General features: G+C 59.4%; 16 protein-coding genes and 3 pseudogenes. 10 read left to right on the top strand and 9 right to left on the bottom strand.

The genetic code is table 11. The features are described from left to right. Positions 1-230 precede the first annotated feature (230 nt). The 4 genes from LY284_RS33965 to LY284_RS33980 all read left to right on the top strand — a co-directional run bounded on the left by LY284_RS33965 (position 231) and on the right by LY284_RS33980 (position 3,145). The gene (locus LY284_RS33965; protein WP_081478309.1) at positions 231-425 is read left to right on the top strand and encodes a hypothetical protein; all 195 of its coding nucleotides are present in this window, start codon (positions 231-233) and stop codon (positions 423-425) included. A 430-nt stretch (positions 426-855) separates the two neighbouring features. Continuing rightward, positions 856-1,275: a hypothetical protein gene (locus LY284_RS33970; protein ID WP_041733681.1), complete on the top strand. Its 420-nt coding sequence runs from the start codon at positions 856-858 to the stop codon at positions 1,273-1,275. Between the two features lie 425 nt (positions 1,276-1,700). Beyond that, a complete protein-coding gene (locus LY284_RS33975; protein ID WP_175582572.1) occupies positions 1,701-2,711 on the top strand; it encodes a serine protease in 1,011 nt (336 codons plus the stop codon). A gap of 254 nt (positions 2,712-2,965) precedes the next feature. After that, positions 2,966-3,145: a hypothetical protein gene (locus LY284_RS33980; RefSeq protein WP_041733683.1), complete on the top strand. Its 180-nt coding sequence runs from the start codon at positions 2,966-2,968 to the stop codon at positions 3,143-3,145. On the opposite strand, the gene istB is transcribed toward LY284_RS33980, so the two are convergent. Beyond that, entirely contained in the window at positions 3,142-3,912 is a 771-nt protein-coding gene (istB, locus tag LY284_RS33985) for an IS21-like element helper ATPase IstB (RefSeq protein ID WP_014253233.1), read from the bottom strand. The two genes, LY284_RS33980 and istB, sit on opposite strands and share 4 nt — an antisense overlap. Continuing rightward, positions 3,909-5,558, bottom strand: coding sequence for an IS21 family transposase (istA, locus tag LY284_RS33990; protein WP_375294323.1), 1,650 nt, complete (start codon positions 5,556-5,558; stop codon positions 3,909-3,911). Before istA ends, istB begins: the two co-directional genes overlap by 4 nt. Before the next feature lie 244 nt (positions 5,559-5,802). On the opposite strand from istA, the gene LY284_RS33995 reads away from it, so the two are divergent. Further along, a complete protein-coding gene (locus LY284_RS33995; RefSeq protein WP_014253237.1) occupies positions 5,803-6,822 on the top strand; it encodes an IS110 family transposase in 1,020 nt (339 codons plus the stop codon). A gap of 632 nt (positions 6,823-7,454) precedes the next feature. Further along, positions 7,455-7,865, top strand: coding sequence for a response regulator (locus LY284_RS34000; RefSeq protein WP_041733684.1), 411 nt, complete (start codon positions 7,455-7,457; stop codon positions 7,863-7,865). Positions 7,866-8,217: 352 nt separating this feature from the next. On the opposite strand, the gene LY284_RS34005 is transcribed toward LY284_RS34000, so the two are convergent. The 3 genes from LY284_RS34005 to LY284_RS34015 all read right to left on the bottom strand — a co-directional run bounded on the left by LY284_RS34005 (position 8,218) and on the right by LY284_RS34015 (position 12,145). Next, on the bottom strand, positions 8,218-9,744 hold the full coding sequence (locus LY284_RS34005) for an ATP-binding protein (protein WP_014253238.1): 1,527 nt from the start codon (positions 9,742-9,744) through the stop codon (positions 8,218-8,220). A gap of 677 nt (positions 9,745-10,421) precedes the next feature. Next, positions 10,422-10,832: a sigma factor-like helix-turn-helix DNA-binding protein gene (locus tag LY284_RS34010; RefSeq protein WP_233391406.1), complete on the bottom strand. Its 411-nt coding sequence runs from the start codon at positions 10,830-10,832 to the stop codon at positions 10,422-10,424. Between the two features lie 257 nt (positions 10,833-11,089). Beyond that, on the bottom strand, positions 11,090-12,145 hold the full coding sequence (locus LY284_RS34015; RefSeq protein WP_233384792.1) for an IS630 family transposase: 1,056 nt from the start codon (positions 12,143-12,145) through the stop codon (positions 11,090-11,092). 83 nt (positions 12,146-12,228) lie between these two features. On the opposite strand from LY284_RS34015, the pseudogene LY284_RS34020 reads away from it, so the two are divergent. From LY284_RS34020 to LY284_RS34030, 3 genes and pseudogenes are all read left to right on the top strand, one after another. Then, positions 12,229-13,299, top strand: a pseudogene (locus LY284_RS34020) (IS30 family transposase); the annotation flags it as partial. Positions 13,300-13,404: 105 nt separating this feature from the next. After that, positions 13,405-14,715, top strand: a complete 1,311-nt coding sequence (locus LY284_RS34025) for an IS256 family transposase (RefSeq protein WP_008345072.1) — start codon at positions 13,405-13,407, stop codon at positions 14,713-14,715. Between the two features lie 356 nt (positions 14,716-15,071). Beyond that, a pseudogene (locus LY284_RS34030) lies at positions 15,072-16,114 on the top strand (IS3 family transposase); the annotation flags it as partial. Positions 16,115-16,126: 12 nt separating this feature from the next. On the opposite strand, the gene LY284_RS34035 reads toward LY284_RS34030, so the two are convergent. From LY284_RS34035 to LY284_RS34050, 4 genes are all read right to left on the bottom strand, one after another. After that, the gene (locus tag LY284_RS34035; protein WP_233391408.1) at positions 16,127-18,208 is read right to left on the bottom strand and encodes a recombinase family protein; all 2,082 of its coding nucleotides are present in this window, start codon (positions 18,206-18,208) and stop codon (positions 16,127-16,129) included. Further along, positions 18,198-18,452 (bottom strand): hypothetical protein, encoded by a 255-nt coding sequence (locus tag LY284_RS34040; protein ID WP_233391158.1) that lies wholly within the window; start codon positions 18,450-18,452, stop codon positions 18,198-18,200. The genes LY284_RS34035 and LY284_RS34040 overlap by 11 nt, the downstream gene beginning before the upstream one ends. 35 nt (positions 18,453-18,487) lie before the next feature. Further along, positions 18,488-18,802, bottom strand: a complete 315-nt coding sequence (locus LY284_RS34045) for a helix-turn-helix domain-containing protein (RefSeq protein ID WP_233391410.1) — start codon at positions 18,800-18,802, stop codon at positions 18,488-18,490. A gap of 313 nt (positions 18,803-19,115) precedes the next feature. Further along, positions 19,116-19,376: a DUF5372 family protein gene (locus LY284_RS34050; RefSeq protein WP_309243244.1), complete on the bottom strand. Its 261-nt coding sequence runs from the start codon at positions 19,374-19,376 to the stop codon at positions 19,116-19,118. A 56-nt stretch (positions 19,377-19,432) separates the two neighbouring features. Between LY284_RS34050 and LY284_RS34055 the strand changes: the two are divergent. Then, positions 19,433-19,624, top strand: a pseudogene (locus tag LY284_RS34055) (integrase core domain-containing protein); the annotation flags it as partial. Positions 19,625-19,848 lie beyond the last annotated feature (224 nt).

A 19,848-nucleotide genomic window follows, 5' to 3' on the forward strand; every position in this document is an offset into this window, starting at 1 on the left:
AGCGCCCGGTAGGAATGTACCGATATCACATCGAAGACCGTGCAAAGCGGTCAAAACCGCTTCACGTAAGTCCGATCGAACAGCTCTCCCATTCGCTCACGTACAAACGACATTTGCGGTGACTGCGCCTTGGGCGTGCTATGCGCGACATTTGCGCTTGGCCCATGGGCACTCGCCGCGAATGAACTGCAACTGTTCGCTGTCGTTGTAGGCTGAAATAAGGGAACTCAATGCAAGGCAATCTTGAACGGTTCGAGGTCGATCCCACTCCACGCAGTGCCGACGGCGAGTTTATTGCACATGTGAGGATAAGCATCAGCGGTGCCTACGGAAGTGCAACCGATGTCGTCCTGAGCGGCGATCTGGCAGAGTTCGACTCGCGCGCCGAGGCCATTGACCATGCCAACCAGTGGGCTCGAAACTGATTCGGCTTGTGCTTTGGTATCGGGCCGGGTGACGTCACTCCGCTGCGCGGATGCGACGCCTGAGGATGCTGCAGCAGCATGGCTCGCGGCTAGCTTGCCTGGTGCTCTGCGATTGCGGTCGATCGCTGAGGCGATGGTATCAACAAAGGGTACACGCATGTGGGTCGGTTAGGTTCATGGCCGCACTTCCGATCGAAGAAGTGGGCCGCGCACTTCATCAATGGATCGATGAAGCACGTGTCTTCATTCCGGGTCACCAGCGCACCGGGACATCATGTGCGCCGTGACGACGTGGCTCGAATTGCATCTCGCGCGGCTCCCTCGTCCGAAACCGGATGCGAAACGTCTACGCGAGATGATCGTGCACGAGCAGAGGTAGAATTTTGTTGCTTCTCGCTTCGCAAGGATTGCCAACGACCGGGAGGTCACGATGTGGAAGTGCGTCCGTTGCCTGCTTGAATTACCCGCTCAAAGCGTTGAGCCGGCGATCGATGCCTTCGGCATCTATTTCGTCTGTCCTGTCTGCAGGCGACGCAACAGGCTGGTGAACGAAGGAAGGAGGGGCCACGTTTCTTTGCAGCAGCCGGAACTGTCCGCGCCTTGCTCGCCAACAAGGCCGATCCTACGGCTTGGCGGTGACCTCTTTTTCCGCCACGAGATTCAATGCAGGTCCTTCCAGGTCCAGGTCACGCGAAACTGCATGGTCGAGGTCTTCGATTCGGACGGATCCCTGGAAGGCGATAGAGCTGCACTTCAGACGCACTTTTTGCGAATCGTTGCGGTGGCAAGCTGCAAAGCGAAACGTGGCTTTAGCTCACCCATCAAGATACTGAACACCGACTTTTTCTGAGTCGTGCAAGATGAGGGTTCTGACATATGGCAAACCGCCTCCTGCGTTATTGGCGTGCTGATCGGTTTGAGCCCTCGTGAAGTTCGTCACGCTCCAGCGCCTTCCTTCTTCCCGACAGCGGGAGCGTTTGTTAAACCGCGAGTTTTCGGCCGAAGTCCTTAGCCGTTGAAAAGAACGCGGACAATGGTGGCTCCAGACCGCGCTTGCACATCGCGAGTGAAGTTGCCCGTCCCCCATCGCGGTGCTGTCTCATCACTGAGTGCGCCTGCCAAGCGGCAATTGACGTGCTTCGGTCCCGCAGACGACGAATAGCGGCAAGCGTCTATATCGTCTCTACATTGCACGCAATATGCTGTCGCCTCTGAGCCGAGCCACCAATCTTTTCCACGGCCATCGCGCGAGACCCCTCAAGAGGACACGCACTCATGAAAACGAACTCTGTCGAACTATACGCAAGCCCCGGTGGCGAAAGATGGCTGCTGCATATCGGCGCCGACGAACGGCCTGTTGTGCGCCATGTTCCGAACGCCGCTTCGGGCGGCAATGCGTCGGAGATGTCCGTGGTAGATTTTCTGTCATCGGATCAAGCAACGCCGCTACGCGACGCTATGCTTCAATTGATTCAGCAACTCGTTCTCAGTGGCTCGAGTTCGAGTCGTTGCTTGTCCGATGAAAGCGCGGGGGTCTCGAAACACGCTGCCGAAGCGCTTCTGCTCACAGTGGCGCGCATCAGGACCTTCGCACAAAATCGACATCTAACTAACGCGAGCGGATTTTTTTTCGCTCGCGATGAGCGGCTTTTTCTCATGACGAGCCGTCACGTTGTCGAAGACGAGGCTAGCAAACATTTTCCTGAGTGGATTGAGATAAAACTGCATGGTGATGGTGACAATCTGGGCGCTTCGACATGGTTTTCTATACCTCTGTACGCGAAGGGCGTTGGCCTTTGGCGAGAAGGCTCAGATGACGGTGGCGAGATCGACGTTGCCGTTTTGGAGCTTCGAAGGGATCGGCTACCGAAGACCGCGACATTCGACGCGTTTGGTCCCGATCATCTTCCCAAGGCAGACGGTGTGAAGCCGATTGGCACTTGCGTGCTAATAGCCGGCTTTCCCTTAGGGTTTCACGATTCGCCGCACGATCTCCCTGTCGTTAGACAAGGCGTCATAGCGTCGGCATTCGGCCTCCGCTTCCAAGGAAGAGGATGCTTCATCACCGACGCGCGAACGCAGCGGGGCACGAGCGGCGCGCCGGTTGTGACGAGCGATTCTTCCAACGGACGTCCGGTAAAAAGCTCGGGTCTGCCTTGGGTGCTTCTTGGAGTTCATTCGTCGACCATCGATATGGGCACGCGGGACGTGCAAATCGATGAGACACTCGGTCTGAACAGTGCCTGGTATTCGGACATTCTTTTGACGCTCACCCGCCAGCGATAACGGCCGCTGTGCGCCAAAATTTGCAGCTACGCGTTCAGGGCTCGTTCTTTATACGGCTCCGCGGAGTTCGCTGAACGTCATGAACATCGACACTACTGCGATCGACGATGCGGTCGTCGCGCTCCTGTACGTGACTCGCCCATACTTCCGGACACGCCTTCCAGCCAACCGGCGCGTCCCCGCAGGGTGCGCTTGCGCCGGACGGGTGTGCCTTTAGCCGTTCGGCAAGCACCCAGAAGACCTTCGGCGCCGGTGTGAACTACACCTTCGGCCCGGCAGTGGCGGGCTTCGTCTACTCGCACACCAAGCTCTCGCAATTCTTCCAGGATTCGCTGAGTGGATCTTTCCTATACCCCGGCGGGCAGTTCAACTTTCCCTACTTATGGGCGCGTAAATTCCCCCACCCCGTGAAGCAGGACGAGATCGTTATTTAGCTCGCTTTCGTTTTTCGTGCAAGGGTTTCGGCGGCCTCCTTGAGGCGATAGCTGCGCCCGTCGAACTCGAGCAGGTGGCAATGATGCATGAGCCGGTCGAGGATTGTGGTGCTCATCGTGTTGTCGCCGAGATAGGCACCCCAGTCCTGGACGATCCGGTTTGAGGTGACGGCCACGCTGCGATGCAGCTTGTAGCGTTGATGGATAAGCGTTTGCAGCAATGTCCCCGCCTTGTCGGGGATCGTGCGCGAGAGGAACAGCTCGTCGAGCACGAGCAGATCGCACTCGAGGATGGCCCGTAGCCTCGCCTCGCGCTGGGCCGGTGGGCTCAGCACGTATCGGTTAAAGAAGTCGTCCGTCTCGATGTATTGCACCTTGTGGCCGTGCAGGACAGCCTGGTACGCCACGGCCTTCGCAACGTGGCTCTTGCCAGTGCCGGTTTTGCCGATGATCAGCGCGTTCTCGCCGCAGGCCACGAACTTCAGGGTATGCAGCTGGAAACAGGCTTGCCGCGGCAGCTTCGGGTTGAAGGACCAGTCGATTTCGGCAAGCGTGAGCTTCTCCTCGAGTCCGGACTGCTGGTAGCGTCGCTCGATGAGCCGCGACTGGCGCCGGTCGAGTTCGTCCTGCAGAATCAGCGCGAAGGTCTCGAGGAACGGCTGCTGGCTGCCTTGTGCCTGCAGCACCCGGGTCTCGAGCGTGTCGCGCACGCCCGACAGGCGTAGCAGCCTGAGTGCGCGTTCGATGTCGGGTAGCGTGGTGGTCATTCAGTTTCTCCCGTTGTGGAGGGGTGGGTGCCGGCACTGTGCTGCGCGCCGGCGTTGAAGAGCGCGCCGTATTCGGCGGCGGGCCGGATCAGGGCATGCTCCTGGGTGAGTGGCAAGGCGAGCTGCGGCGCACGATCTAGGCGCTCGAGCGCCTGCTCGAACAGCCGCTCGACGACGGCGCGCACCTGCCGGTAGCGATAGAGGTGATGACGCAAGGCGTGGTCGCAGGCCTGTTCGACGAGCCAAGTGGGGTACTTCTTCGCCAACGCGACGATGCCCCACATGCCGCGATGGCCGACGCGACCTTCGGCGTCGAACAGGTGCTGGCACAGTGCCTTTGCCCTCGGTCCGATGTCGCCGGCGCTGGCCAGCGCCAGGCTTGTCTGGCGTGACGGGTTGAACGGGCGTTCGCTCTCGGGAAGCCCGAGCGAGCCGGGCTCGGTGTGGCGGGGATGCGTGCGCAGCAGTTTCTGGGTGCGGCGATCGCGGATCTCCAGGGTGGTGTCGTAGACGCGCACGCACACGAGAGAACCGATGGGCGCGGGACGCGCGGCATAGTTGCTGCGGTCAATGCTGACGATGGTGTCCTCGTTGACGGTGCGCACGACCTCCTTGAAGTAACGGAACCCGGTGAGCGGCAGCGCCTGCAGATGCGGCTTCTCTTCCTGGAACATCGCCTGGACTTGCCGCCGCGCGCTGCCGTGGATGCGTCTGGCGGCCCAGTTCTCCTTCCAGTGCATCAGGAATTCGTTCTGGGCTTCGATGGACTCGAAGCGGCGACCCTTAAGGGCCGTGTCCTGCGTATGCTTGATCGCGTGTTCCACGGTACCCTTGCGATTCGGATCCCTTACGCGTGCAGGGTCCGCGACGACCCCGTAATGCTCGAGCATCGCGGCATAGAGCCGGTTGATTTCCGGCTCGTACAGGTCCGGTGTGATGACGCCCTCGCGCAGATTGTCAAGGACTACGTATTGCGTCGAACCTCCGAAGTACCGGAAGGCCTCCTCGTGAAGCTGTGCCCACACCTGCTTGCTGGACTTCCACACCACGCGTCGGAAGCTGCGTCGCGAGTACCGCAGGGTCATGACGAACAGACGCGGTTTCCGGTATCGCCCCGTTTTTGGATCGAGAGCTGGGGCGCCCTCACCGTAGTCGACCTGACTTTCCTCGCCGACGATAAATGCAAGACGGTCGAACGGCTCGGGGTCGACGTGACGCAGGGCGCGCACGAAACGCTTGACGCTGTGGTAGCTCGCGGTAAAGCCGAACTGATCAACCAGATCCTGGTAGATGGCTTGGGCATTGCGCTGCAGGCGCACCTGCTGCTCGATCCATTCGCGATGGGGTTCGCTGGACGAGCGGGCGAAATTGAAGGGTTTGACCGGCGCTGCCCGAGCAGGAGCCGGTGGGCGCGGGGATGGAGGAGTTTGAGGTGGAGGAATTCGAGCGCCCGCCGGCTCAGCCACGCTGGTGGGCGCGGAGGTGGGGGAATTTGCGCCGACCGCCTGTTGGGATTCGTAGATCGCCTGATAGCGCCGGATCGTCTTGCGATCGACGCCGGTGAGCTCATGGATCTTGTGCTGGCTCGCGCCGCGCTCGAGCAACGTGAATATCGTGCTTTGGAGATGCTGCTTCAAAACGTTCACTCCCTGATCTCCTTCTTGTTCGAAGGAGAAGAAAATAGACGTCCTGCAGCATCGTTAGCGACCGCTCAGCAGTTCAGCCGGTGGTCATCGGGTGGGGGAAATTGAAGTGCCCATCCCTGGAATGATATGAACGGCCCCGGCCTTCTTGAAGGCGTGCGTGGGGTGGATCCTCACGGGCCGACGGCATCAGAGTGCCCAGATTGGAAAATCATGAGATCTTCACAGGCAACCCGGAGGATCCAAAGTGAACTATACGACCGTCGGCGTGGACATCGCCAAGAACGTGATGCAGATGCATTGGATCGATCCCGACACCGGTGAGGTTGTCAACAGATCGATCAAGCGCACAGCGTTTCTCGAGCATTTCGCGAACCGCACACCCTGCCTGATCGGGATGGAGGCATGTGGCGGCGCTCAACACTGGGCTCGCGCTCTCACTAAAATGGGGCACCAAGTCAAACTGATGCCCGCAAAGTTCGTCAAGGCATTCAACATCGGTAACAAGAACGATCCCGCAGATGCGCGAGCGATCTGGATGGCAGCGCAGATGCCGCGTAAATCCGTAGCCGTCAAAACTGAGGGCCAGCAAGCGGTCCTCGCCATGCATCGCATGCGGCAGCAACTGGTGAAATTCCGAACGATGCAGATAAACAGCCTGCGTGGACTCCTAACCGAATATGGCGAAGTGATGGGCAAGGCTCGCAGCGCGCTGAACAAGGCAATACCGGATGTTTTGGCCAGGTTGTCGGAGCGGCTGCCGGCTATGCTGATCGATACGCTCCGCGAACAGTGGAAAGGCCTAACCAAGCTCGACGAGCAGATCGTTGAAATCGAACGACGGCTGCAGACTTGGATGAAGGAAGACAAGGCATCCCGGGCGATAGCTCAAATACCCAGCGTTGGTCTGTTGAGCGCGACCGCAGTTGTCGCAACGATGGGTGATCCCGGGTCGTTCAAGTCGGGCCGTGAGTTTGCCGCGTGGCTCGGTCTGGTACCCGGACAAACAGGAACCGGCGGAAAAGTTCAGCTGCTGGGTATAAGCAAGCGTGGCGACACCTATTTGAGAACGTTGCTGATCCATGGTGCGCGTAGCGTTCTATGCAATACCAAACAGCCTGGAATATGGCTCGAGCAGCTGAAGAAGCGGCGGCCACTGAAGGTCGCGGCAGTCGCACTCGCCAACAAGATGGCACGAATCATCTGGGCCATACTTGCGCACGATCGACCTTACAGCAAAGATCACGTGAGCATTAAGCCGGCTTGAGGCTTTGTTGTCTTTAACAAACTCTCTGATACAGGATAGCCCCCGTCAAAAGTTGCGTTGGCAATCAAGTGTAATGACTGAACAGGTAAGACCGGGACTCGTGAAACCTGGAAATTCCAACGAGCTTCGAGCTCTTCCCTGGAATGAGGCACGAGTCAGCGGATTTCATGGGGACCCGCAGCGGCGGTATGGGCTGCAACAAGGTCGCATATAGAGCTGCAACCTATCCTGCTCGTCAAAACATGAGAAAACCTGGCGCAAAAGGGGCCGTTCATATAGGGGAGTTTGGGTGCCCGCCAGGGTTCCTATACATATCGGCGGTAAATTCCTTGAGGTCGAGTGCGACTAACCCAACGCTGATTGAGTCACCTCGTCGATCCACGTGGCACGAATTGTACTGAATCATTTCGAGTAGCCTACCTCATGGCTTGAAGAAATTGAGAGGCGCCGGCCGTCAACCGTCTAGTCGTCGCAACAGCAAACAAGAACGCGATGCAGAAAGCGCAGACGATGCACGGGGCGAACCTGCCGTGGATATTTTCTCGCGCGGCGCGCAGATTGCTACCCTATAGGTATCCGGCAAGCTTTCGGGCCATGAGCAATGACGCTCGCCAGGGTATGCCGAGCGTGCTGTGAACCACTATCCTTCTACTTCGCCTGATTCCCCTACTCTTCTGCTCGTCGACGATGAGGCAAGCGCGCTCGAAGCGTGGGCCTTGCTCCTTTCCCTGCATGAATTCAGCGTTCACACCGCTTCGGACGGTAACCGAGCCCTCCAGCTTGCGAAAGCGACATGTCCCCATTTGATTATTACCGACTTGATGATGCCGATAATGGACGGCCTGGCCCTCTGCAGGGCATTGCGCGCGGACCCAGATCTGGCGAAGATCCCGATCATTCTTTGGACCGCCGCTACGCGTCCACTCAAAGAAAAGGGCGCGCTAGGCTTGCTATTCGAGTGCTGCCTGACAAAGCCGGTGGCATTTGAGACGCTTGTTGAACATGCGCGCACGCTCATCGGTCCGCTCGCGCCCCGGATCTGATAGGCCGGCTCTATTACCGTTAATTCGATTGGTCGAGCATCTCATGGGAATTAATCCGGATGTCACGTTAGAGGTCAGGTCAAAGAGCCGCGTTTCTGTCACCTGCAGCCCGCGTCAACGCACCTAGAGTCGCCTCAACGACCAGTTGTCGAAACAAGTGGGCAGCCCTGAAGGCCACCGCTCGGACGAATTTTGGACCCTGCCGCAAGACCAGCTAGCGAGGGACACCGGCGCCGGACGGCAGGAACAGGCTGCCAGTTAGCGATTTGGCAATGTCGACCTACCCGGGGCTCCGATATTCGGACACTGCTGCGGTGTCTTGCGGCAATGCGACCGGGTCGGCATTTGCCTCTCAGGCTCTTAGTGCCTTCGCGAGATCAGCCAAGCGGTACGGCTTGTGCATGAAGGTGAAGTCACTTATCGAGCCGTGCTCGCTTCGCAGCGCCGGAAGTGGATAGCCTGAAGTCAAAACGACCTTTATATTGGGAAACCGTGAGCGGACCACACAAGCCAGCTCCAAGCCGCTGATCCCGTGGGGCATGGTGATATCGGTGAAGACGACGTCGATGTCATGCCGCTCTTTGAGTATCTCAGCCGCCTCGGAGGCGCTGCTCGCAGCTACGACCTCGTACCCAATGCTTCGAAAAAGCTCCGCCGCAAGACCAAGCACCTCCGGCTCGTCTTCGACGAGGAGCACCGTCTCGACCTTCGGTGTTGAGACGGCGCCCACCGCGTCCACGGACTCGGCCATCGGCAACAATAGGTCGACGGTCGTGCCGACGCCTTCCTGGCTAGAGATCACGACATCACCGCCGGATTGAGTAATGAACCCGTACACCTGGCTCAGCCCAAGACCCGTGCCCTTGCCCGCCGGCTTGGTAGTAAAGAACGGCTCGAACGCCTGAGCCAACACATCCTGAGGCATACCCGTTCCTGTATCCGACACTGACACTTTCACATAGCGGCCGGCTGGTAACACAGACGTCGGCGCCTTCGATCCGATGACTTCGGTCGCTACAGTCACGGTGCCACCGTCTGGCATGGCATCAATCGCGTTCACCACGAGATTGAGCAGCGCCGCCTCGAAGCGTGGCGCATCGACGGAGGCGAAGGCTGGCTGATCCGATGGTTTCACTTCGCAAGAGGCGGTGCGCGTCCCGGCACGCACCAGCATGGGTTCGAAATCACGGATCAAAGCCGCCAGATCATGCACTTCAGCCTGTAGCGGCTGTTGCCGCGCGAAGGATAAGAGCTGCTGCGTGAGTGCGGCGCCGCGGTCGATCGCGCGCCGCATGCCCTCGATCATTTTCATGTCGAGTGGCGTGCGCGACTGCATGGCTAGCACCTGAAGACCATTGGACAGTACCGCAAGGAGATTGTTGAAATCGTGCGCCACGCCGCCGGTCAAGCGTCCAACGGCCTCCATCTTTTGCGCCTGAAAAAGCGCCCCATTCGCCTTCTCGAGCGCGGCTGCCGCCTCCTTACGCTCGGTGATGTCGCGCGTCACTTTGGCGAAGCCGATCAGCGTGCCGGCTTCATCCCGTATCGCATCCACCACCACATGGGCCCAGAAGCGGCTGCCATCTTTCCGCACGCGCCATGCTTCACGCTCGACGCGCCCCTCCCTCGCAGCCGTCGCGAGAATAGACGCAGGCGCCCCCGCTGCCCGGTCCTCGTCTGTATAAAAACATGAGAAATGCTGGCCGACGATCTCGGCGTGGCTGTATCCTTTGATCCGCTCGGCGCCGACATTCCAGCTTGTCACAATGCCCGCCGGGGAGAGCAAGTAAATGGCGTAGTCGGTGACCCCTTGAACGAGGATGCGGAACTGATCTTCCGTGTCACCCACAGCACCTAGTGTTTTGTCGATGTCGACCATGATGCCGGCCCCGGTCCAGTGCGATCGCTTGTTGAGCTTCCAATTTTACGCATCGTGGGAACGAGCGCCCACCGTTTCAGGTCGCTCGAATTAGATCAGCTCATGCCAGGAATCAATTCGACGCGTCTTCTCAGACGCTGGCGTGTCCTCGTGCAAACTACGCCAAGGTAGATCGAACTGACTCTGCAACACAAGTCAGAAAGACTGCCGATCCCCTTTCCGCACTTGTGACGATGGATGCTTCGGCATGCCGCCGAGGTGAAATGTGGCGGAGCGGCCGTGACCCGAGACAACGGACCTCGCCCGACACGCGAACCGAAGGTCGGCAGGGTTGACTTTTGAGACGCCGAGTGTTACGTCCGCCGGACCCGCAGCGCGTGGTGTCGCTTTCGCGGAGGCGTCCATGGTTGTGAGGTCAATCAGTGTCCCGGTCCGTTCTGCTAGACGCCGCTCAGCACAATCGTACTATCTGCGTTCGCTCCGGCACCAAGAATCGTCGTGTGGGCCTCGATGCCGTTGCAGCGCCAGTCGGCATGCAGATCGGTCTGACCGTACCGCCCCGAGTAACCAATGCTCATTTGGTCGCGCACGTACTTACATGTATCGCTGCCATCGCGTTGACGCACAAGATCGCCGGTCGCATTGCCGGCGGGCGCGCCGCAGTTCGCGCCATACGTTCAAATACATCGTGCTCGGCGAGATCGAATCCTTCGCCAGGACTCGCGCACCATGCTGCGGGCGCGAAAATGCCGGCTGCGCACAGTTGTCCCTGGAGTATTCAAGCAGTCCGCAGTCTCCTCGACGCTCATCTCTTCGATCGAACGCAGTACAAAGGCGACACGAACGGACTCGGGCAATACATCGACCTTGCGTTCGAGCGGCGCGCGAACCTGCGAGCGGGCGGCTTTATCGAAGGTATTGTCGTCGCACGTGATCACGGCATCGGCCCGTTCGACGTAGTCGGGCGCATCCACAATCGGAATGACATTGTGACGCCGCGCCGAGCCCCGCAATCGCGCGTAACACTCGTTGGGCACGAGCCGCGACAGCCACGTGAACAACCGTGCATCGTGGCGAAACTGGCTCATCTAGATCTACGCAACGTATCAGCGTTGTTGACGAGCCGAAAACCGGAATTGACGCCCGCGGAACATAGAAGCGCGAGAAACTCCAGTCACTCTCTTCTGGATGAGCTGTCTGATCCGAACTCCATTGCACTGAAGCAATGCGAGAATTCCTTCAGACGACTGGCCGACCTTGGATCAATCGAGCCATTGCAGTGACCGCGTTTTCGATCAACCGGACGACCGGAGTTGGCGGCGGATTCAACCGGTCGATGCAACACCTAGTGGCCTGTAACGATTGAAACGGGAGTAATTCGACGTGTTGGGTCAAAGTACTTCCACTTTACGGGTTTGGGTTGCTCGTTGTATTTGCGGATGTAGCGCATGAGCTTTCGCTTGAGATCGGGTACCGAGGTGAACACGCCGCGCGAGATCACGTCACGCTCGATCTTGGCGAACCATAACTCCACCTGGTTGAGCCAGGACGAATAGGTCGGGGTGAAGTGCATATGAACTTGCGGGTGCTCGCTGAGAAACGCATCGACCTGCCGGGTCTTGTGCGCCGAGAGGTTGTCGGCAATGACATGAATTTCTTTGCCGCGGGGTTGGTTGGCCACGAGGTCGCTCAGGAACGCTACGAACTCGGCCGAGGTATGCCGCGTTGCCGTCTTGCCGAGGACTTCGCCAGTCTTTGTATTGAAGGCGGCGTACAGCGAAAGCGTGCCGTGTCTGAGGTACTCGAAGCCGTGACGCTCGGCGCGTCCCGGCGACAGGGGTAGCACAGGGTCTTTGCGATCGAGCGCCTGAATGGCAGTCTTCTCGTCGACGCTGAATACGGCCGCATGCTGCGGCGGGTTGAGATACAGCCCGATGACATCGGCCGCCTTGGTCTCGAAGTCCGGGTCATTGGAGGCAAGGTAGCCCTCCAGCCGATGCGGCTTGATGCCGTGTTTGGCCCAGATGCGGGCCACAGTCATGTGCGAGATGTCGCCGCCGAGTTCGGCCGCGAGCTTGCGCGTGGACCAGTGCGTGGAGCCGTCCGCGGGCGTGTGCCTGGTCGTACGCGCAAGCACTCGTGCTTCCACGCGATCGGTCACCTTGTAGCGTTCGCGCCCGGTGTGACGAGCGAACAAGCCCGCCAACCGCTCCGCAGCGAAGCGCTTGCTCCAGCGATCGATGTAGCTGTCGCTGCAATCGAGCTTGGCTCTGATCTCCGACCAGGTCAGCCCGTCAGCGAGCAGCAAGATCAGGCGAGCGCGACGTGCCGAATCCGCTCGCACGGTCCTCGCACTGGCTCGCCGCTGCAGTTCCATGATTTCGCTTTCGGTCAAGTTCATCGCGTCCTCCCAAGACGCAATGATACTTCCCATTTAAACGTTACAGTCCACTAGAATCTGCATGAGCAGCGGAGGTGTTGCAAATGAAGCAGCGACCGAGAATCTACTACTCCGAGACCCAGAAAGCGCTGATGTGGGACCGATGGCGCAAGGGCGATACGATTCATCAGATTGCCAAGCTGTTCGATCGCGGGCATTCTTCGATTCAGCGGATACTATCGGAGACCGGCGGCATCCAGCCGGTGCAAAGGCACCGCGCGCCACAGGCATTGACGCTCGCGGAGCGCGAGGAGATTTCCCGCTTCCTGGTGTCCGGATTATCGATTCGGTCGATCGCAGCCAGGCTGGGACGCGCTCCTTCCACTATAAGTCGCGAGTTGCAGCGCAACGGAGGCGGCCAAGGCTATCGAGCAAGCCAGGCGGATGCGATCGCGTGGGAGCGGGCGCGTCGGCCGAAGGTTTGCAAATTGGTGCGCAACCAGACGCTGGCGCGAGTCGTCGCTGCAAAGCTCAACCTGCAGTGGTCCCCTGAGCAGATTGCTGGTTGGCTCAGACATGCTTATGCGGTCAACAAGGACTATTTGGTGTCGCACGAGACAATCTATCGGAGCCTCTATATTCAAGCTCGTGGTGCCCTGAAAAAGGAATTGCTTGAGCACTTGCGACGCTCTCGAACCATGCGCCGGTCCCGTCATCACACACTGAAAACCGAAGGCCGCACGAACATTCGCGACGCCGTGTCCATTAGTGAACGCCCTGCTACGGCGGAGGATCGCGCAATCCCCGGGCACTGGGAAGGAGACTTGTTGTATGGCAACGCTACGAGCCAGATTGCAACTCTCGTCGAACGTCAAAGTCGATTCGTGATGCTGGTGAAAGTCGCCAGCAAGGACTCTGAGGCTGTGGTTGACGCGCTAATACGACACGCCAGCAAGTTACCCCGGGAACTGTATAAATCGCTGACGTGGGATAGGGGTTCGGAAATGGCCGATCACAACCGCTTTACTGTCGCTACCGACATTGAGGTCTATTTCTGCGACCCGCAGCATCCCTGGCAACGCGGTTCGAACGAAAACACGAATGGGCTTCTGAGGCAATACTTCCCTAAGGGTACCGATCTATCTGCCTACTCACAGACTAAGCTAGGCAATGTCCCGGGCGTAGTTGAAGGTTGAAGGCGGCGGTTCCCCGTTGGAAATCCGAGAGAATCGGGTTTCGACGACCAACTTCCCGGACAGGGAACCAAGGAGAACCGCCAAATGAAGCGTACCAAGAAGAAGCCCCAAAGCGCCAGCGCGCCGTTGCACGTGGTGCCCAAGCAGGACCCGGAAGGACTGCGTGCCTGTTTTGCCGAGAACAGTCAGCTCCTGTTGCCCATGCTCGATCTGATTCAGAACACCCGCGCGAGCATCGACGAGTTGATGCACGAAGCCGGCCGTAGCCTTGTCGAGCAACTGCTGGTGATCTCGGCGACGGAAGTCGCCGGCGAGAAGCATCCGGGCCGCAGAGGCGGCGAGATCCGCTGGCACGGCTCGCAGCAAGGCCAGATTGTGATGGACGAACGCAAGTTGAACGTGAAGCGGCCGCGCCTTCGGCGTCGTGGCGGCGGCGAAGTGCCGGTCCCCGCCTACGAGCAATTGAACGAGAATCCGCGGCTCGCCGAGCGCGTGCACGAGATCATGGTCACGGGCGTGTCGACGCGCAAATATGCCAAGGTCCTGCCCGAGATGGCCGGCACCGTTGGCATCTCCAAGAGCAGCGTCTCGCGCGAGTTCATCAAGGCCAGCCAGACGGCGCTCACCGAGCTGATGGGGCGGCGCTTCGATGACAAGGACTTTCTGGCGATCTACCTTGACGGCATCATCGTCGACTCACGTCACATCATCGCCGCTATCGGCGTGGACAGCCCCGGCGAGAAACACCTCCTGGGTCTCGCGAGCGGGTCGAGTGAGAACGCCCAGGTCGTCAAGGATCTGTTGCGCGGACTGATCGAGCGCGGCGTGCCTGCGGATCGCGAATACCTGTTCGTGATCGATGGTTCCAAAGCGCTGCGCTCGGCCATCGAGGAGTTCTTCGGCGAACGCGCCCACGTGCAGCGCTGCCGTGTGCACAAGCAGCGCAACGTCCTCGAGCGCCTGCCCAAGGAGAGCGTTTCGCAAACCGCCGCGATCATGAAGGCCGCCTACAAGTTGTCGACCGACGATGGCATCGCCAAGCTCAAGACGCACGCGGCGTGGCTCAAGGCCGACTATCCGGACGCCTCGGCCGCACTGCTCGAGGGGCTGGAGGAAACTTTCACGGTGAACAAGCTGGGCCTGACGCCGGCGCTCATGCGCGGGCTGTCGACGACCAACATCATCGAGAATCCCAACGGCGCGGTGCGCCGTGTCGCGGGGCGCGTGAAGCGCTATCGCGACGCCGACATGGCGTTGCGCTGGACAGCCGCGGGCTTCCTGGAAGCTGAGAAGCACTTCCGAAAAATCCTCGGCGTGAATGAACTCTGGATTCTCGCTGCGGCCTTGAAACGGTCACGCTCGAAATCAATTGACCATGATCGGAAGGTTGCCTAACCTATGCCGCACCCGCCGTCCCAACCTTCAACTGTCTTCGGGACATCGCCAGCTAAAGGCCGTAGCCAGGCGGCTCAACGAACGTCCTCGAAAAACCCTAAACTTCGATACACCAGCTGAGCGATTTAACCAAATCGTTGCATCGACCGGTTGAATCCGCCGCCGACAAGCGCACGCTCGCCGGCCACCGGCGATCACACTTCGGTTTGCTCAGCCATTTCGAGAGCATCGTCTACCTCGATCCCGAGGTATCGCACGGTGCTTCCAATTTTTGTATGGCCCAAGAGCAATTTGGGCCGGCCCCCGCAAACACCGGACATGCGGCAACGCTTAAATTTTGAGGTAGTCTTCTGCCTATGTTTAAGCCTAGTCACAACGTGGAACCACTAGAAGTTCTGACCCAGCCGGAGCAGCGCCGCCGGCGTTCTGTTGAAGAGAAGCTCGCGATAGTTCGCGAGACGTTCGAGCCCGGCGCGACCGTTTCTGGCGTCGCTCGCCGGCATCAAGTAAATGCCAACCAGGTCTTCGGCTGGCGCAAGCTCTATCAGGACGGGAGTCTGTCGGCGGTCACTGCCGGCGAGCAGGTTGTGCCGGCATCAGACCTCGCCGAAGCAATGAAGCAAATTCGTGAGCTGCAGCGATTGCTGGGAAAGAAGACGATGGAGGTAGAAATCCTCCGTGAAGCAGTGGAGTATGGTCGAGCAAAAAAATTGACTGCGCGCTCACCATTGCTGCCGGGGGACGACCGTTGAAAACGGTCTGTGAAGTCCTGGGTGTGTCGCGCTCGAATCTCGCAGTCAAATCGAAGCGGTCGGCTGATTGGGTCGACCGGCGCAAGATGCCGGTCCTCGACGACATGGCGCTTGTCGCCGAACTTCACGAGCTGTTAGGCGACGTGCCGACATATGGATACCGACGGGCTTGGGCGCTGCTGAGGCGAAGCCGGGATGCGCTGGCTCAACCGCGCGTCAATGCAAAGCGGGTGTATCGCGTGATGCGTCGCCACGGCCTGCTGCTTGAACGTCGCCCTCGTCAAGTCTCGTCTACGCGTCGGCATGATGGCAAGGTCGCGGTGGACAGAAGCAACGTGCGCTGGTGCTCGGATGGCTTCGAGTTCCGCTGCGATGACGGTGCTCCATTGCGTGTCGTCTTCGCACTCGACTGTTGCGACCGCGAAGCCATGAGTTGGGCCGCAAGCACAGGCGGTTACACTGGCGACATGGTGCGTGACGTCATGCTTCAAGCCGTCGAGAACCGCTTCGCCGGCGCGTTGAAGACCGAAACCGAAGTCGAGTGGTTAAGCGACAATGGTTCCTGCTACATTGCCGACGACACATTAAAGTTCTCTCGGAAAATCGGACTGAAGCCGGTCACGACACCCGTCAGAAGCCCGCAAAGCAAGGAGTAGGTTTCACATTGCACCTTGTCCGGTAGTTGGAGCGGCGATGAAGGTTGCTTGTGTAGCTTTGCGTCCAGCGGTGCCTCTTACGAGCGGGACATTCCCTGGAGGTTCGTATAGGCAGCGGTGATCATGCCCGTAAACGTGCCGCCGTAGAAGCCCTTGCCGTCCCCATTGGTGGATCGTGGTTTGGCTAACTTCGAGTTGCGTGGCGAGTTCGGCGCCGGTGAGCAAGCCACGCGCGCGTAGTCGCTCATATCGACTCGGCAGCCCATAGGTGGTCCGTACCAGCGCCACCTTCCGCGCGGTGAATGTCTGGTGCTGCCAGTTTGTATATCCGAGCTCGTTGAGTCGTGTGGCGACCTGCTGATCGGTACACGTTTCCAGAAGCCCATCAATGACGGTGACGACCGCCGGTTGTGTCTTGCGTACAAGTGCCATCGACCTGGGTTTGTCGACTGCGAGTGAGATCGTGCGGCCGCCGCGGAAGCGCACATGGATCGAGACCTTCTCCGACTTCACCAGGGTGACGTCGTCGATGAGCAGTCTTAGCATACGCTTGCGCTCGACGGATTCGATACGTCTGTCGTTCCACACGACGGCGAAGTCATCCGCGAGAGCCCGAATGCGTGCACGAGCCTCGTCGCCAAGCAGATCCTGATCCGATCGGCGTTGGCGTTCGTGTTCCTGCTGTAGCACGTCCAGTCGACGAAGGCGATCATTCCAGTCGGCCTCAAGCGCGTCGGCAACCATCCGGTTTGCCGGGTCAACATTCATGTAGCGACGGCGCGCGAGCTCAGCTTCGTAACGCGCGCGTTCCAGTTGCTTCAGGCGCATGGAGTTGGCCTGCTCAATGCGTCCGGCGATCTCGTCCTCGACCGCTAGCGCCACTTCGATGGCTGCCGGCCCAACCGTCTGAAGCAGTAATGCGCTGATGGCATCATCAATTGCGCGTCCACGTACCGACTGGCACGGCTTGCCAGCATCATGGGCAGCGACGTCATGACATACGTAGTACGGTTCAAGCCTGCCGCTTACCTTCTGGTAGCGCACCCGCATGCGATTTCCGCACAACCCGCAGATGACTCGCCCTTGTAGAAGTCCATCGCCTTCGCGAGGGACAGTGCCTCGTGCGAGCGAACCAAATCCGTTTGCGCTTTGCCTGAGCGTAACCTGATTGCGCTCGAATTCGTCCCAGTCGATATAGCCGACGTGAGCGCTGCGGATGAGCACCTGCCAGTCGGATTGTGCAACCTTAAACTGCGTGCTCGTCAGGTCAGCCTTGCGTCCAATACGTGTCCGCCCATACACAAAGGCCCCAGCGTATCGGGGGTTGTGCAGAATCTGCAGGACACGCGATGTGTTTAGCCCGCCCCATTGCACTTCGCCTTTGCCGATGCCGCGGCGGATGCGCCGCGGGAAGACCCAGCCTTCGCGACGGAACCGGCGCACAACCATGCTTGCCGAGTGCGTTTGCCGGTAAGTATCGAACAACAGTCGCAGGCTCGCGTGGATTTGCTGATCAGGGTCAAGTACAACCGATCCATTTGGATGGTAGACCAGTCCGATGGGCAGCGGGAGTTCGAGCTCGCCACGTCGCGCCTTGTTGCGCATCCCACCCTGCAACCGCGCGTTCAGAACGTGCAATTCGGCCTCGCTCATGGTTCCCTTCAGACCGAGCAGCAGGCGGTCGTTGAAGTAAGCCGGATCATAGACGCCGTCTTCGTCAAGGATCAGAGTGTGGGTCAATGCGGCAAGTTCGATGAGCCGATGCCAGTCTGCGTTGTTGCGCGCGAGACGTGACACCTCCAGTCCGAGTACGATGCCGGCGTGACCGATGGCGACCTCCGAGACCAGTTGCTGGAAACCGTCCCGGTCTTCTGCGCTCGCGCCGGACAGACCCAGGTCGCTGTCGATGACGTGCACGCGTTCGATGGGCCAGCCCAGCGATACGGCACGCTCGCGTAATGCGTACTGGCGCTTGGTACTCTCGGTGTTCTCGAATACCTGTCGCAGCGAAGATTGCCGCACGTATAGAAAGGCGTCGCGGCGCAAGTGGTCGGCCGTGACTTTCTGGTACGGGTCAGTAGACATGGGCGAGCTCCGAATGGGTGCGCAGAACGAGATTGGCCAACAGACGTACCAATTCGTCGCTGGATGGGAGTGCGCCCATGCGTTCCTCTTTGCGAGATTCAGGAGCGTCGCTGGTCGCAGGGGCCGTCATCGCAAGCATGGAAAGTCCATGCAGCATGCCGTGGTAACGAATCGCCGCCATACCCTCTGGGCAAGGGGCGCCTTCTATCACCGCGTCGCGTAGCGCCTCGTAGGCAGCAGTCAAGGTTTGCGCGAGGGGATGGGTGGCGACAGATGGTTCTACGGTTTTTTTTTGCGTGCGATCGCGCGTTCGATGCTGCGGGGGTGGACCGAGATGCCAAGCTCGGATTCCAGTTGCTCGGCTAGTGCGCGGGCGTGAATGGAGCCGTCTCCTTCGAGATGTCGTTCGACGAAGGCCATCGCTTCGAGATTGAGCTTGTGTGCGCCCTTGGGCCCACGCGGTTTCGGCATGAGTCCGGCCAGGCCGTCGCGCGCGAATGCTGCCTCGGCCTGATAGAAGGTCGGGCGGGACACGCCGAACAGCTCTGCAGCGTCGGCCTTCGAGGCGCCGTCGACGCTGACGTGGCGCAGCATCTCGTACTTGACCTGGATCAGATCGCGGGCGTCGAAGAAATCGTTCGACTGAAACCAGGAGCTCGCACCCGCTCGGGATGAGGGTTCAGCACGCCGAGTCGCCTGAGGCGGTCCTGCTTCGAATCGAGCTTGGTCAAGGTCACTGCGCCGGCTAGAGATATGTAATTTAAAATATGCCGCATTTATTTCAATGTCAAGGCCTGACCAGCCATGAAATCGTAGAAATCCCACCGTATTAACGGTATTCCCGTCACCGCCTCCAAGCGCCTGCACCACAGTAGCGGCGTTATTTAGCTTACATAGACGGCATAATTTATTTGACACGGCCGAGGACCTCCAGCTTCAAGTCGTCGATCAGCGCGCGCAGCCTTCGGAGGTCCTCGACACGAAACTCGGAGCGTCCCGCTGCGGTCTGAGCGAACGCGTCCGGTTCGTCCACATCAGTCCATGAGGCCAGTATCGACACTAGCCGGCCATGTTCGTCATAGAACATCACACGATCCTCTCCCCAGTTCTGACGGCGAGTAGCCAACTGGATTCGGGTACCGCGCAGGGGATGAAATGGGTGGGTGATCTCGACCGTTACAGTCGCGCAACCGTCATCACGACAAGCAGTTGCTGACTTACGATAACGGGATGGCCGAGAGCTTCGTTAAAACGATGAAGCGTGATTACGTTTCGTGGATGCCGAAACCCGACGCCAGGACGGCGTTGCAAAACCTGGCCATCGCGTTCGACCACTATAACGAGTCACACCCGCACAGCGCCCTGAAATACCGCTCGCCTCGTGAGTTTCGTCGGCAAGCAGTTTCTCCAACCTAAGCGTGACCGGGTGTCCGGTTATGCGGGGGCAAGTCCAGCGTCTTTCCGAGACGCAGGCTGCGCGAATGTCGACAAGTGGGTGTGACACGTTCACCCGAAATGCGGTGTCCGGTATGGAGGTTACAACGGCCGTGCAGCGCACCGCCGCGATCGTCGCTTCATGGCCGTTTGTTCGCGTTTGGACGCATTGCCCACAGGCTCACGTGGATGACTTGAACATCCGC

It is taken from the genome of Caballeronia sp. PC1, from assembly GCF_021353155.1.
Lineage (GTDB): Bacteria > Pseudomonadota > Gammaproteobacteria > Burkholderiales > Burkholderiaceae > Caballeronia > Caballeronia cordobensis.

Coding starts and splice junctions, on each gene's coding strand:
- LY284_RS33965 (WP_081478309.1), top strand. CDS start 231: ATGCAAGGCAATCTTGAACGGTTCGAGGTCGATCCCACTCCACGCAGT.
- LY284_RS33970 (WP_041733681.1), top strand. CDS start 856: ATGTGGAAGTGCGTCCGTTGCCTGCTTGAATTACCCGCTCAAAGCGTT.
- LY284_RS33975 (WP_175582572.1), top strand. CDS start 1,701: ATGAAAACGAACTCTGTCGAACTATACGCAAGCCCCGGTGGCGAAAGA.
- istB (WP_014253233.1), bottom strand. CDS start 3,912: ATGACCACCACGCTACCCGACATCGAACGCGCACTCAGGCTGCTACGC.
- LY284_RS34005 (WP_014253238.1), bottom strand. CDS start 9,744: ATGGTCGACATCGACAAAACACTAGGTGCTGTGGGTGACACGGAAGAT.
- LY284_RS34010 (WP_233391406.1), bottom strand. CDS start 10,832: ATGAGCCAGTTTCGCCACGATGCACGGTTGTTCACGTGGCTGTCGCGG.
- LY284_RS34015 (WP_233384792.1), bottom strand. CDS start 12,145: ATGAACTTGACCGAAAGCGAAATCATGGAACTGCAGCGGCGAGCCAGT.
- LY284_RS34025 (WP_008345072.1), top strand. CDS start 13,405: ATGAAGCGTACCAAGAAGAAGCCCCAAAGCGCCAGCGCGCCGTTGCAC.
- LY284_RS34035 (WP_233391408.1), bottom strand. CDS start 18,208: ATGTCTACTGACCCGTACCAGAAAGTCACGGCCGACCACTTGCGCCGC.
- LY284_RS34045 (WP_233391410.1), bottom strand. CDS start 18,802: ATGCTGCGCCACGTCAGCGTCGACGGCGCCTCGAAGGCCGACGCTGCA.